This window comes from Mycolicibacter sinensis (genome assembly GCF_001667375.1).
GTDB classification, from domain to species: domain Bacteria; phylum Actinomycetota; class Actinomycetes; order Mycobacteriales; family Mycobacteriaceae; genus Mycobacterium; species Mycobacterium sinense_A.
The window spans coordinates 1-13,121 of record NZ_LZIN01000103.1 but is presented as its reverse complement, the minus strand read 5'-3'; the positions used below and the strand labels follow the sequence as shown (position 1 = coordinate 13,121).

Below are 13,121 nucleotides of genomic sequence, written 5' to 3'. Positions count from 1 at the left end.
CCCCCCCCCCCCCCCCCCCCCCCCCCCCCCCCCCCCCCCCACCCCCCCCCCGCCCCCCCCCCCCCCCCCCCCCCCCCCCCGGGGCGCCGCGCGGCCGCCCCCCCCGGGGGGCGCCTAGTTGTCGACCGGCGGTCAGCCCGCGTCGAAGAAGGAGGTCTCCAGCAGGTCGTGCACTGCCTTGGCGTGCACCCGAAAAGACCGTCCCACCCGTACCGCGGGCAGCTCGCCGTTGTGCACCAGGCGGTACACCGTCATCTTGCTCACCCGCATCAACACGGCCACCTCGGCCACGGTGAGAAATTGTGTCCGACCCGCCTCGGCGGAGCCGGCATCCCGTGCCGCCCTGCCGCCAGCCGAGTCTCGTGCCGAAGGCCCGTTCGCAGACGTCATCGTTACCCATTTCAATCAGGCACGTGCAGTCCCAGCGGCTTCCCCTCCGCTAGCCCACACGCGCAGACATAGAGGAGAATAGCGGGACGAATGGGGTTCCTGCGACGTGTGAGAGCCAATATGTGAAAAATAAGTGAATTACTCTGATGTAATTCTTAGCTGCTCAGAGCGGGTTTTTGCGGCCTGGACCGCCCGATCGACCGAGGTACGCAGGCCACCGGCCTCCAGTTCCCGCAGCGCGGCCGCGGTGGTTCCCCCGGGAGAGGTCACCATTGCTCTCAGCTGCGCCGGAGCGGTGTCGATCACGGCGTTCGCGGTCCCCACCGCCTCGCTGCGCCCGTCCAACAACATCTGCGCCGCCCCGGCCATCGTCTGCACGGTCAGATCGGTGGCGCCCTGCCGGCTCAGCCCGGCCGCCACGCCGGCGTCGACCAGCGCCTCCACCATCAGGAAGAAGTAGGCGGGCCCCGAACCCGACACCGCGGTGACGGCGTCTAGCTGTTCTTCCGGAACGATCGTCACCGTGCCGACGCATTCGAACAGCGCGGCGACCTGGTCGACCTGCTCGCTGGTGGGGAATCGGCCCTTGGCCAGCGCGCTGGCTCCCGCACCGACTTTGACCGGCGTGTTCGGCATCACCCGGATCACGGCCGCACCCGCCGGCAGTTTGGACTCCACGTACCCGGTGGTGACACCGGCCACGATCGACACCAGCACCTGTTCGGCGCTGTCGCCGGCGGCGGCGGTGACGTTCTTGGCGAACTCGGCGACCACGGAGTCCACGTCCTGCGGCTTCACCGCGACGATCACGATGGCCGCGTTCTCCATCGCGTCGGCCACCGAGGTCACCAGCACCGAATACGTCTCGGCGAGCTGCCGGGCCCGGTCCCCGAACCGCTCGGCGACCACCAGGTCCTTGACCGGGCGCCCCGCCGCCAGCAAACCTGCCAGCAACGCTTCGCCCATGTTGCCGCCGCCGATGATCGCGATTCTGGCCATGGCGACAGCATGGCAGACCCCATCGCCGGGCTACCGGGCGGGAACCATCGCCAGTTGCCGGGACTGCACCACGATCCGGCCCTCGCAGTCGACCACGGTGTGGTCCTCGTCGAACCAGTCCTGACCGATTTGCACGCAGCTGCACAGCACCCGCAGCCAGCCGTCGGCGGGCAGGCCGCGCAGGTAGGCGGTGAGCTGCACGGTCGGCGCCCAGCCGGTGCGTTCCACCGCAAAGGTCACCGGCGCCGACACGTCCCCGCACAGCAGCGCGAACAGGGCGTCCGGGGCGCTGCCGCGGGGCCGCACCCACAGCTGGATCAGCGGGGGCGCGCCGTCGTCGCTGGACTGCAGCGTCGAGACCACCGGCCGGATGTCGCAGCCCTCGGCCAGGTTCACCAGCCCGGCCATCGGGTGCCCGGGAGCGATGGGGGCCAGGTCGTCGGGCGGTTCGGGCGGCATCAAGGCGGTCACCGGGTTGGCCGACAGCAGCGGCGGGGCGTGATGCTCGGGCTCGCCGAGGGTGATGACGGCGTGCACGGCGGTCCGCTCCCCCTGAGTGAGCTCCACGTCGACCACGCTGATCCGGCGGCCCCGTTTGCGCGCCCGGGTGGTCAACCGCATCGGGCCGGGTTCGGGCGCCCACAGGAAGTTGCCGGAGACCGCGACCGGTTGCAGGCCGCCGGAGGCTCCGTCGCCCGATCGGCCGTCGGCGCAGGCGGTGCGGGCGGCGTTGGCGCACAGCGCCAGCATCGCCCCGCCGTGCACCTTGGGGCCGATTGTCCAGTGCTCGTTCAACGCACCGGCGAAGGTCTGCACGTCCCCGTCGACATCGATCGGCACCAGCGTCATGGCATCGGTGAACAGCGTGGATGAGGACACGCAGGGGCTCCTTGTAGGTAGGCGATCAGCGCAGCAGGTGCGTGCGAGCGAACTGTAGCGACTCGACCAACAACGCCTCGCGCTCGTGCGGCGAGCGCGCCTGGGAGGTGGTCACCTCCAGCACCACGTGACCGGTGAAGTCGCCGGCGGCCAACAGCTGGCACACCTCGACCGTGGGCTGATCGCCGCGCCCGGGCACCAGATGCTCATCGGCCGGCAGCCCGGTGCCGTCGCACAGATGCAGATGGGTCAGGCCCGACCCCATCCGGCGGGCCATCTCCAAGGCGTCGGCGCCGGCGGTCGCGGTGTGCGACAGGTCCAGGGTGTAGTGCGCGTGGCCGCCGTCGAGCGGATCGTGCGACGGCGCGAACGCCGAGATGCCCGCGCCGGGGCCGCCACCACGGCGTCGCATCCGCTCCCGGGACTGGTCAGCGCCGAAGAACCGGTCGGCGCGGAAGGGAAACATGTTCTCCACCGCCACGACCACGTCGCTGGTGGCCTCCAGCTCGGCGACCTGATCGCTGAATCCCTCGGCGTAGCGCCGCTGCCAACGAAACGGCGGGTGCACCACCACGGTCTGGGCCTCGAGCCGTTCGGCGGCCCGGACGCTGCGTTCCAGCTTGTGGATCGGGTTGGAGCCCCAGACCCGTTGCGAGATCAGCAGACACGGCGCGTGCACCGATAGCACCGGCACCCGGTACTTCTGCGACAGCCGCCGCACCGCGCCGATGTCCTGGCTGACCGACTCCCCCCACACCATCAGCTCGACGCCGTCGTAGCCGAGCCGGGCGGCGTACTCGAAGGCGGCCTCGGCCCGCAGGGGGTAAACCGAAGCCGTCGACAAGCCGACCTTGATGGCGGGGCGCACGGACTAATAGTGACCGGCTAATTGGCGTGCAACGCCAGCGGCCCCAAGGTGACCAGCAACCCGACCGCCACCGCGATCAACGTGCTGACGATGTCGACGGTCTTGCGCACGGCCTGTACCGCGGCCACCAGGCCGAGCGTGACCAACACCGTGAGCACCAGAGCCAGGATGCTGTTCCACCGCCACAGCTGATCGAAGGCGATGAACAACCCGCCGCCGAACGCCACCGCCAGGACCGACTGCAGCACCACCAGCGCCCCGCCGACCAGGCCGGGCCGGCCGACGTACTCCTCGACCGGCTCGGTTGGCGCGGCGTCGGCTTCGACCGGATCGGTGACGTCGGCGGCACCGCTGCGGTCGTCGGCGTCGGCGCCGAAATCCGACCGGACCGAACGGTCAGTGCCTCCGGATGTGCTGAGGACGGAACGCACGTAGGCGGAGTCTCCGACCGACAGGTCGGGATCGCGCACCTCGGGGTCCATCACGTCGACTTCGATGTCGGTGTAGGTGTCGACCGGGTCGGGGCGCATCCGTTCGGCGCCGGAGCCCGTCGGCCCGGCAGCGCTCTCGGCGGCCGGGCGGCCGTTCTCGGCTGCCGGCGGAGTGGAGCGCCGCATCGGCCGCGGGTAGGAACTCTGCTGCGGACCGTTACCGCGCGGCGGCGGTGGGGGCGGGGACTTGGGCCAGCGCGGCTCGGGGACCGACCGCGCAGCGAACTCCACCCGCTCGGCCGGGCGCGGCCCGGTGGCCGGCCGGTCCTCCTCGACGAATCCCGGTGCCGGGCCCAGCAGCAGCCCGCCACTCGGCTCGTCGTCGGAGGTTTCGGAGCTGTCCGCCGACGGCTCGGCTGCAGCCTCCGGTTCGGGGGGACCGTCCGCGTCGCGGATGATGGGGATCTCGCCGGTCAGCTCGGCCACGGTGACGGCGTCGGCGTTGCCGCGCCTGCGCCGACGGCGCCCGGTGACCGGCGGTGAACCGATCGTTCCATTCTTGGCGAGCAGTTCGGCGACCGAGATCGGCCGCGTCTCGACCTCGCGGGGATCAGGCTTGGGACCAGTCATCGTCCGCCCCCTCCCGGTCGGGCTGCGGCCAAGCCCACGGCCGAGGATGCCAGCAAGGTGGCGCTGTCGGCTTCGCGGTCAAGTCGCCGCAGGATCAAGCCCTCCCGCAGTGCCCACGGGCAAATCTGAACCGTTTCGATTGACAGCGCTCGCATGCTCGCCTCCGCCACCAGGGCGCCCGCCACGATCTGCGGGGCCCGCTCGGCGCTCACCCCTTCCAATTCGGCACGATCTGCCGTGGTCATCCTAGAGATGAATGATATGAGCTGCCTAAGGCCGGCGGCGGTCAACGTGCGCCGTACCCGCGGCCCGGCGGCCGACGGCGCGGCCCCGGTGAGCCGGGCCAGCGAACGAAACGTCTTGGAGCTGGCCACCGCGAGATCGGGCGGGCCGGCGTCGAGGACGGTCGCGGCCGCGCCCGCCAACTCGGTGTCCAGCCAATCCCGCAGCATCGCCACCCGGCGCCGCCCGGGCGGGTCTTCGGGCAGCCATTCCCGGGTGAGCCGTCCGGCGCCCAGCGGCAGCGACAACGCCACCTCCGGCGCCTCGTCAAGACCGCTGGAAAGCTCCAGCGAACCGCCGCCGATGTCGAGGTTGATGATCCGCCCGGCGCTCCAGCCGAACCAGCGCCGCACCGCCAGGAACGTCAGCCGGGACTCGTCCTCGCCCTCCAGCACCTGCAGGTCGACGCCGGCCTCGTTGGCCACCCGTGCCAGCACGTCCTCGGAGTTGGACGCATCGCGCACGGCCGAGGTGGCGAACGCCATCAGCTCCGCACAACCCGAACTCGCCGCGATCGTGGCGAATTCGCCGATCGTGGACACCAGCTTGTCGGCACCGCGCCGGGTGATCTTGCCGGAGCTGTCGGTGGCCTCCGCCAGCCGCAGCGTGGCCTTGGTCGAACTCATCGGAGTCGGGTGACCGCCCCGGTGGGCATCGACCACCAGCAGATGGACGGTGTTGCTGCCGACGTCGAGCACACCTAATCGCACCCACCCAACTTAGTAGGGCGAAGCAGTGGCACGGTGAGGCAACGCCAATTTCTGGTCTAGCGTGGAGTTTTGTGACCCCCGCACAGCCTGCCTCCCCGCGGCGCGAAGTCGGCCTGGACTTTCCCCGCGAATGGGTGGAGTTCTACGACCCGGACAACCCCGAACACCTGATCGCCGCCGATCTGACCTGGCTGCTGTCGCGTTGGACGTGCGTTTTCGGCACGGCGGCCTGCCGCGGCATCGTGGCCGGCCGTCCCGACGACGGGTGCTGTTCACACGGTGCGTTCCTGTGCGACGACGACGACCGCGCCAAACTCGACGACGCCGTGGCACAGCTGACCGACGCCGACTGGCAGCTGCGCGAGAAGGGGCTGGGCAAGAAGGGTTACCTGGAGTACGACGAGAACGACGGCGAGGAGCAGCTGCGCACCCGGACCGTCAAGGGCGCCTGCATCTTCCTGAACCGGCCCGGGTTCGCCGGCGGTGCGGGCTGCGCACTGCACATCAAGGCGGTCCGCCTCGGCGTGGAGCCGCTGACCATGAAGCCCGACGTGTGCTGGCAACTGCCGATCCGGCGCAGCCAGGAGTGGATCACCCGCCCCGACGACACCGAGGTCCTCAAGACCACGATCACCGAGTTCGACCGCCGGGGCTGGGGCCCGGGCGGTGAAGACCTGCACTGGTACTGCACCGGGGATCCGGCGGCGCACGTCGGCGCCAAGCAGGTGTGGCAGAGCCTGGCCCCGGAACTCACCGAATTGCTGGGCGCCAAGGCCTACGCCGAGCTGGCGGCGATCTGCCAGCGCCGCAACGAACTCGGCCTGGTGGCCGTGCACCCGGCCACCGGCGCCGGCTGACCCCCGGAACCGCCGCCGACCTGGGCCGGCAATGGTGTGCGGGGTCACGGCTGAACGATTTCTGACAAGTGGCTCAGATCGGTATGATCGGAGGTAGCCTCCGCGTAGCGCAACACCACCATCGGAATGCGCAGTGAATTGTAGAGCCAGGCCCTACGCGGGCATGATCCCGTATTTACGCACGCCCGCTGGAGATTCATGATCAGGACCGACATGCACACCGTGGAGCTCGACCATAACGGCCACGCGCCGCCGGTCGTCCTACGGCCTCCCGTGGTCCTGGAAGCGCGCAAGCTCAACAAACAGTTCGGGACGGGCGATACGGCCACACCGGTATTGCGCAACGTCGATATCCAGATAACCCGCGGTGAATTCGTCGCCCTGGTCGGGCCGTCCGGGTCGGGCAAGTCGACGCTGCTGAGCATCCTGGGCCTGCTGGACATGCCTACCAGCGGCGACGTCCTGGTCAACGGTCACAGCGTGTCGGCGCTGTCGCGCCGTCAGCTGGCCACCGTCCGATGTCAGACGCTGGGCTACGTCTTCCAGGCATTCAACCTTCTGGCGGGCCTGTCGGTCGTGGAGAACGTCATGCTGCCCGGCCTGCTGGCGGGCAAGTCCGGTCGCTCCCAGCATGCCCACGCGATGAGCCTGCTGGACCAGGTCGGGCTGGCCGCCAAATCCAAGCGGGTGCCCTCGGAATTGTCCGGCGGCGAACAACAGCGCGTGGCCGTGGCGCGGGCGCTTTTCATGAAACCCGACGTAATTCTCGCCGACGAGCCGACCGGTAACCTGGACACCTTGAATGGCCACCGGGTCATCGATGCGCTGTATAACTTGAATGCGGCCGGCCAGACAATTGTTCTGGTGACCCACGACCGCAAAATCGCCGACGACGCCCCGCGCCTGGTTTCACTACTGGACGGTGAAATCGAATCCGACAGCGGAATGATTCATACGCCCGACAACGTGTCATGGCTCGCGGGACATTAGCCGCGACTTTCGGCCTGCTTCGGATCATCAATTTCCGGGCCGTTCGTAAACACGCCTTCCGGGCCGCATTGGCCGCTTTCTCCCTCGGCGGCGGCGTCGCGGTCGTCGTGGCCGTCATGATCGAGGTCACCAGCGTCTCCAAGGCCGTCGAAGACGTCGGCTACCAGATCGCCGGACCCGCGCCGCTGCGCGTGGTCGGGGCGGCCACCCGTGGCGGCATCAGCCCCGCCGTCGTCGAAGACACCCGATCGGTTGACGGGGTGGCGGCCGTGGTGCCGGTCATCCGCGGGGTGACGATGATCCGCAGCAATGGCACGGAGAGCTACGGGCTGGGTCTGGGAGTGGACTGCTCGGCGCAGTGGATCGTCGACCCGAAGGTCTGCCAGACCGGTCAGCACGAGCCCCCGCCGGCGATCTCGAAGTCGCTGGGCGACTCCCTGGACTCCTCGGCGACCCTGGTCACCGACGTCGGGCAACTCTCGATGGAGAAGTTCCAGCGGGTGGCCGATCTCGACGACGTCAACAACGGCCTGGTCGCGGTGCTGCCGCTGAGCATGGCCAAAGTGCAGTTCGCCCGCGGCGACCGGGTGGACATGCTCTACGTGACCCTGGACTCCGGCGCCGACGCCGGCGCGGTCCAGCAGAAGCTGAAGACCGCGCTGGGCCCCGCCTACAGCGTGCAGCCCCGCAGCGAGCCGGCGCGGGGATACAACGTCAACGACGTGCTGCTGCCCCTGCTGGGCATCTTCGCGCTCATCTCGATCGGGGTCGGGGTCATCCTGATCACCCAGATCACCCGGCTCTCGGTCGAGGAGCGCCGCCGCGAGATCGCGATCGCCTCCGCGCTGGGAGCGTCGCCGGCTTCGATCATGACCGGGTTCCTCAGTGAGGCCGCGCTGTTGGGGGCGGCGGGATCGGCCATGGGCGTACTGACCGGCATCGTCATCTCCGAACCCATCGTGGCCAGCGCCAGCGAGCTGACCGAACGGTTCGTCGGCGTCACCGTCCCGGTGATCCTCAAGCCGGCGATCCTGGTCCTGGGCATCCTGGTCGGCGTCCTGCTGGCGGTGGGGGCCGCGGTCGGTCCCGCCCTGTCGGCGTCCAACACCCCGATCGCGGCCGAGCTGTCGGGACGGGCGGCCCAGGAGCAGACCACCCAGCGCAAGATCTGGTCCAAGGCGCTGCTGTTGCTGGCGATCGGCCTGGCCGGGGTGATCGCGGCACGGCTGGCGACACTGTCCGGCGCGCTGGTCGCCTGGCAGGCGATCCTCGCCGACATCGGCGCGGTCGTCGCCCTGATCGGTCTGCTGCTGGCGACGGCGTACCTGAGCGCCCAGGCGATCACCAGCCTGCGCCCGAGGCCGGACAAGTCCAGCGGAGCGACGCTGACCATCGCGCTCAACGCGCTGCGCTCGGACCGCTCGCGCACCGCGGCGATCTCGGGAGCCATCGCGGTGCCCGTCGTGGTCGCCATCCTGCTGTCCGGATTCCTGGTGGCGATCCACATCGGCGCCACCAAGGTCGCCGAATCGCAGGCGGACGGCCGCATTGCCATCACCACCACGCAGTTCGCCGATTACGGGCCCATCGACGCCCGATTCGCCCCGCAGACGCTCAACAAACTGAACTCGGTGGCCGGGGTGGAAAAGACCGAGCGGATGGCGGAAATCGAGATCAACCTCAAAGACGGGTCGCTGGCGCATATTCAGGCGCAGGACCGGCCCACATTTCCGTTCGGACTACTCGCCGGGCAATCCCCGGAGGCAAGCCAGAAAGCCAATCAGGTGGTGATCGGCAGCGTCCTGGCCCGCGAGAAAAACCTCCACATCGGTGACGCACTTGTATTGGGAAGTGGACTCGAGGCGCAGGCAATGAGCATCGGGACCATTGTCGCAACCCCCGAATACGGCGGCCGCCGGATCTACCTGCCCTACTCGGTCGCCGAGCAGATCTACGGCCCGCAACCGGCCGGCCTGATCTTCGCCACCCCGGCGGCCGGGTTCACCGCCGGAGAGGTCATCGAGAACATCGGGGCCACGAAGTTCGACCAGCCGGTGACCGCGGTGGACACCGACGGCTACGCCTCCGACATCGCGGCATCGATCGGGCGCTATCTCACCCCGCTGAACACCCTCAAGTACGGCCTGCTCGCGATCGCCTTCATCTCGGTGCTGTCGACGCTGCTGCTGGTCGGCATCCGGCGCAGGCGGGAGATGGCCCTGATCCAGGCGCTGGGCGCCACCCGGGCGCGGGTGTTTTCCATCACCACCATCGAGGCCGTGGTCGCCGGCGCCGCCGGCGGGCTGTTCGGCGCGGTGCTTGCGATCGCCATCTCCGAAGCGGTTCGGCGGGCAGCCGTCGTCAACGTCGGCCTGATCACCCCGCTGGTGTTCCCGTGGACCGACGCGGTGCTGTACGCGGTGCTGGCCACCGTCGCCGCCGTGTTCGCGGCCATCATCCCCGCGTGGAAGTCCACCCGATCTACCCCGGCAACCGAACTTCGCGACGAGTGACACGAAGGATGCAATGACCGCGACCGTGCCGGGGTTCACCGGCGACGCCATCTACCCCGACGACGCCCGCTACGACACGGTGCGTCAGGTCTTCAACGGCATGATCGACAAGCGGCCGCAGGTGGTGCTGCAGTGCCGTTCCCGCGAGGACGTCATCACCGCGGTGCGCTACGCCGTGGACGCCGGCGCCGAGATCGCGGTGCGCGGCGGCGGCGACAGCGTGGCCGGCCACTCGACCACCGACGGCGGCGTCGTCATCGATCTGACGCAGATGCGCGGAGTGCGCGTCGACGCGCAGGCCCGGATCGCCTACGTCGACGCCGGCGCCACCTGGGGCGACGTCGACCCGGCCACCAGCCGCCACGGCCTGGCCTGCCCCGGCGGGGTGGTGTCGACGACCGGCGTCGGCGGCTTCTCGCTCGGCGGCGGCATCGGGTGGCTCTCCCGCGCGCACGGGATGACCTGCGACAACCTCATCGGCGCGGAGCTGGTGCTGGCATCGGGCGAGGTGCTGACGGTCAGCGAGACCGAGAACGCCGACGTGCTGTGGGGCCTGCGCGGCGGGGGCGGCAACTTCGGCGTCGTCGCGCAGTTCATGCTGCGGCTGCACCCGGTCGATTCGGTGGTGGCCGGCGTGCAGTCCTACCCCGACACCGACGCCGAGGCGGTGTGCAAGCATTTTCGGGCCCAGATGGACAACGCCCCCGATCACCTGGCGGCCATCCTGGACTTCTCCAGCGACCTCAAGTCCGGTCAGTCGCTGGTCAACATCCTGGGCTGCTCGACGCGAACCGACTCCACCGGCGTCGAGGACACCCATGCGCTGCTCAACGTCCAAGGCGCGGCGGCCAAGCCCGTGCTGGCCCTGCAACACAAGCTGGAGTACCCGACCTGGCAGCAGGCCATCGACCAGACGGCGCCCTTCGGCTGGCTGAACTACTGGAAGTCGCTGTTCGTCACCGAACTCACCGACGAGGCGATCCGCCGCATCGCGCTGCTCGGGCGCTCGCGGCCCTCAGCGCAGACCCGGCTGCATCTGATCCGGCTCGGCGGTTACGCCAGCCGGGTGCCGCCGGAGGCGACGGCCGTGGCCACCCGGGAGCACCCCTACATCGTCCATCTGATGACGACCTGGACCGACCCGGCCGACACCGCGCGCTGCACGGCGTGGGCCGGTCAGGCTTTCGAGATCTTGCGGCCGCTCGGCCCGGCCGGTGCCTACCTCAACTTCGTCGGAGACGAAGGGCAGGACCGCATCCGCGCGACATTCGGCGACGCCGGCTACCAACGCCTGGCCGAGCTCAAGGCGCGCCTTGACCCGGACAACCGGTTCACCCTCAACCACAACATCGCGCCGGCGGGCTGACGTTCGCGGTTCTGTGGTGTGTCACCAAGGCCGACACACGTTTACGCCGTAGCCCGGTGGGTATTGTGGTGCGCGGGGGAAAGGACTTCAGGATGTCGGGCGCGCACGATGATGGGCTGGCCTTTGCCGGCGTCGCGCGGTTGGCGAAGATGGTGCGCGATCGGGAGGTGTCCGCGCGCGAACTGGTGGCGCTGTATCTGGATCGGATCGCCCGACTTGACCCGGCGCTGAACGCATTTCGCATCGTGCTCGGCGACCGGGCGATGGACGAGGCCGCGCACGTCGAGCGCCGGCTGGCCGCCGGAGAGGTGCTGCCACTGGCCGGTGTGCCGATTGCGGTCAAGGACGACACCGACGTGGCGGGCGTTTCGTCCATGTGCGGCACCGGAATTGACGCCGGACCCGCGAGTACCGACAGCGCCGCGGTACGCCGGCTGCGCGCCGCGGGCGCGGTGATCATCGGCAAGACCCACCTCTCGGAGTTCGGCGCCTACCCGGTGTGCGAATCGGCGACCTGGGGGGTGACGCGCAACCCGTGGGATCTGTACCGGACCCCGGGCGGATCCAGCGGCGGCTCGGCCGCCGCCGTGGCTTCCGGGATGGTGCCCGGCGCCACCGGCAGCGACAGTGGTGGCTCGGTCCGCATTCCGGCCGCCTGCTGCGGGCTGGTCGGCCTGAAGGGCCAGCGCGGACGCATCAGCGCCAAGGAGTCACCCGAACGGGCCTACCGGTTCCACGGCCTGAACCACATCGGACCGCTGGCCCGCAGCGTGCTCGACGCCGCCCTGCTGCACGACGCGATGACCGGCCCCGAACCCGACGACGAGATTCCCTCGCCGCCACCGGCGCCGCCGCTGATGGACGCGCTGCTGGCGCCGGTGCGGCCGCTGCGGATCGCGATGTCGTTCAAACCCGTTGTGCCGGTTTCGGTGAGCGACGAGGTGCGCCGGCCGGTGTTGGAGACCGCGGAGTTGTTGCGGTCGCTGGGCCACGAGGTGATCGAGCGCGACCCGGTCTATCCGGTGATCGGCATCGCCGCGGTGCTCGCACTGTTCATGAACGGGTTCGCCCACGAGATCGAACGGCTGCCCAGAACCGAACTGCTGGAACGACGCATGCAGGCCGAGGCCCGCACCAGCCGGCTGGTCCCGGACTGGGCGGCCCGCCGCGCCGTCGCCGCCGAGCCCCGCATCACCACCCGCTCACAACGCGCGATCGCCGACTGCGACATCCTGATGACCCCGGTGGTGGCGATGCCGCCGGTGCAGGTGGGCTACTTCGAGGGCTACGGGCCGACCCGCGCGATGCTGCGGATGCTGAAGTTCATCCCGTTCACCTTCCCGCAGTGCTACAGCGGCCAGCCGGCGATCTCGGTGCCGACCGGGATCGCCGCCGACGGCGTACCGGAGGCGGTGCACCTGGTGGCCAGGGCCAACGACGAGGCGACCCTGATTTCACTTGCGGCACAGCTGGAGTCGGTGCGGCCGTGGATTGCGCGCCGGCCTCCGACCGAAGCGCTGCTCTCGCAGGTCGGTTAACTGGCCGGGTAGCGCTCGCGCAGTCGGGTCAACGTCGCCTCGATACCCGCGGCGTTGGACTTGACTGACCGGGTCAGCTCGTAGAACTTCAACTTGAGCGCACCGCCGTTGCGGTAGTCGAATGTCTCGGTGACCCTGGTCAGCCCCGGCGAGAGCGACTCGAACTCCCATCGCCACCGATGGCCCTCCGGGTGGCGCCACTCGACCAGCTGGTCGGGCTGGTAGGCGGTCACGGTGCTGGTGATGCGGTAGGGCACGCCGTACATCTTCATCTTCGTCGAGAATTTCGACCCGACGGTGATTTCGGCCGGCGCCTTGACGTTGTCGCGGACCGTACCCGACCCGTCGAGTTCCCGATGGCGGCGGGGATCGGCCGCCATCGCGAACAGTTCAGCCGCCGGGGCCGCAACCTCCACCGACCGGCTGACCTGCCGGGGTCCTGCATCGACAACGGTGACCGCCATGGTGTTTCCCTTCGCGCCGGGCCTTCGGACCAACCCTACCGAGCCAGGAGGGCCGATTTCCTCACTATTCTCTTAGAGTCCGGTGCCGGATCGGCCCGATTTCTTGTCGGATGGTCGCACTAGTGTTCGATTTATGGGCAGGGACGTGTTCGCGGATCGGGACACCATCATGGAGTGTCTCGATGAGCAGGAGGCGATTAATGC

12 protein-coding genes are annotated in these 13,121 nt (G+C 69.5%); 5 read left to right on the top strand and 7 right to left on the bottom strand.

Annotation, left to right across the window (positions count from 1 at the left end; all coding sequences use genetic code 11):
- Positions 1-132: 132 nt before the first annotated feature.
- The 6 genes from A5771_RS20555 to A5771_RS20530 form a co-directional block, all read right to left on the bottom strand.
- Entirely contained in the window at positions 133-390 is a 258-nt protein-coding gene (locus tag A5771_RS20555) for a helix-turn-helix domain-containing protein (protein ID WP_064857043.1), read from the bottom strand.
- Positions 391-528: 138 nt separating this feature from the next.
- Positions 529-1,389 carry a pyrroline-5-carboxylate reductase gene (gene proC, locus A5771_RS20550; protein WP_064857042.1) on the bottom strand — a complete coding sequence of 287 codons (861 nt, stop codon included), beginning with the start codon at positions 1,387-1,389 and terminating at the stop codon, positions 529-531.
- Positions 1,390-1,419: 30 nt separating this feature from the next.
- On the bottom strand, positions 1,420-2,238 hold the full coding sequence (locus tag A5771_RS20545) for a thioesterase family protein (RefSeq protein ID WP_064857046.1): 819 nt from the start codon (positions 2,236-2,238) through the stop codon (positions 1,420-1,422).
- Positions 2,239-2,293: 55 nt separating this feature from the next.
- Positions 2,294-3,136, bottom strand: a complete 843-nt coding sequence (locus tag A5771_RS20540) for a sugar phosphate isomerase/epimerase family protein (protein ID WP_064857041.1) — start codon at positions 3,134-3,136, stop codon at positions 2,294-2,296.
- 17 nt (positions 3,137-3,153) lie between these two features.
- Entirely contained in the window at positions 3,154-4,197 is a 1,044-nt protein-coding gene (locus tag A5771_RS20535) for a hypothetical protein (RefSeq protein WP_064857040.1), read from the bottom strand.
- Positions 4,194-5,189 (bottom strand): Ppx/GppA phosphatase family protein, encoded by a 996-nt coding sequence (locus A5771_RS20530; protein WP_064857039.1) that lies wholly within the window; start codon positions 5,187-5,189, stop codon positions 4,194-4,196. The genes A5771_RS20535 and A5771_RS20530 overlap by 4 nt, the downstream gene beginning before the upstream one ends.
- Positions 5,190-5,260: 71 nt before the next feature.
- Between A5771_RS20530 and A5771_RS20525 the strand changes: the two genes are divergently transcribed.
- The 5 genes from A5771_RS20525 to A5771_RS20505 all read left to right on the top strand — a co-directional run bounded on the left by A5771_RS20525 (position 5,261) and on the right by A5771_RS20505 (position 12,453).
- Positions 5,261-6,046, top strand: a complete 786-nt coding sequence (locus A5771_RS20525; protein ID WP_064857038.1) for a hypothetical protein — start codon at positions 5,261-5,263, stop codon at positions 6,044-6,046.
- Between the two features lie 198 nt (positions 6,047-6,244).
- On the top strand, positions 6,245-7,036 hold the full coding sequence (locus A5771_RS20520) for an ABC transporter ATP-binding protein (RefSeq protein WP_234783147.1): 792 nt from the start codon (positions 6,245-6,247) through the stop codon (positions 7,034-7,036).
- Between the two features lie 68 nt (positions 7,037-7,104).
- A complete protein-coding gene (locus A5771_RS20515) occupies positions 7,105-9,549 on the top strand; it encodes an FtsX-like permease family protein (protein WP_234783146.1) in 2,445 nt (814 codons plus the stop codon).
- A gap of 13 nt (positions 9,550-9,562) precedes the next feature.
- Positions 9,563-10,915, top strand: a complete 1,353-nt coding sequence (locus tag A5771_RS20510; RefSeq protein WP_064857036.1) for an FAD-binding oxidoreductase — start codon at positions 9,563-9,565, stop codon at positions 10,913-10,915.
- Positions 10,916-11,007: 92 nt separating this feature from the next.
- A complete protein-coding gene (locus tag A5771_RS20505) occupies positions 11,008-12,453 on the top strand; it encodes an amidase family protein (protein ID WP_064857044.1) in 1,446 nt (481 codons plus the stop codon).
- On the opposite strand, the gene A5771_RS20500 is transcribed toward A5771_RS20505, so the two are convergent.
- Positions 12,450-12,917 carry an SRPBCC family protein gene (locus A5771_RS20500; protein WP_064857035.1) on the bottom strand — a complete coding sequence of 156 codons (468 nt, stop codon included), beginning with the start codon at positions 12,915-12,917 and terminating at the stop codon, positions 12,450-12,452. The two genes, A5771_RS20505 and A5771_RS20500, sit on opposite strands and share 4 nt — an antisense overlap.
- Positions 12,918-13,121 lie beyond the last annotated feature (204 nt).

Bases quoted from the DNA above. Each gene is read 5' to 3' on its own strand.
- A5771_RS20555 (WP_064857043.1), bottom strand. From the start codon at position 390: ATGACGTCTGCGAACGGGCCTTCGGCACGAGACTCGGCTGGCGGCAGG.
- proC (WP_064857042.1), bottom strand. From the start codon at position 1,389: ATGGCCAGAATCGCGATCATCGGCGGCGGCAACATGGGCGAAGCGTTG.
- A5771_RS20545 (WP_064857046.1), bottom strand. From the start codon at position 2,238: ATGACGCTGGTGCCGATCGATGTCGACGGGGACGTGCAGACCTTCGCC.
- A5771_RS20535 (WP_064857040.1), bottom strand. From the start codon at position 4,197: ATGACTGGTCCCAAGCCTGATCCCCGCGAGGTCGAGACGCGGCCGATC.
- A5771_RS20520 (WP_234783147.1), top strand. From the start codon at position 6,245: ATGATCAGGACCGACATGCACACCGTGGAGCTCGACCATAACGGCCAC.
- A5771_RS20510 (WP_064857036.1), top strand. From the start codon at position 9,563: ATGACCGCGACCGTGCCGGGGTTCACCGGCGACGCCATCTACCCCGAC.
- A5771_RS20505 (WP_064857044.1), top strand. From the start codon at position 11,008: ATGTCGGGCGCGCACGATGATGGGCTGGCCTTTGCCGGCGTCGCGCGG.
- A5771_RS20500 (WP_064857035.1), bottom strand. From the start codon at position 12,917: ATGGCGGTCACCGTTGTCGATGCAGGACCCCGGCAGGTCAGCCGGTCG.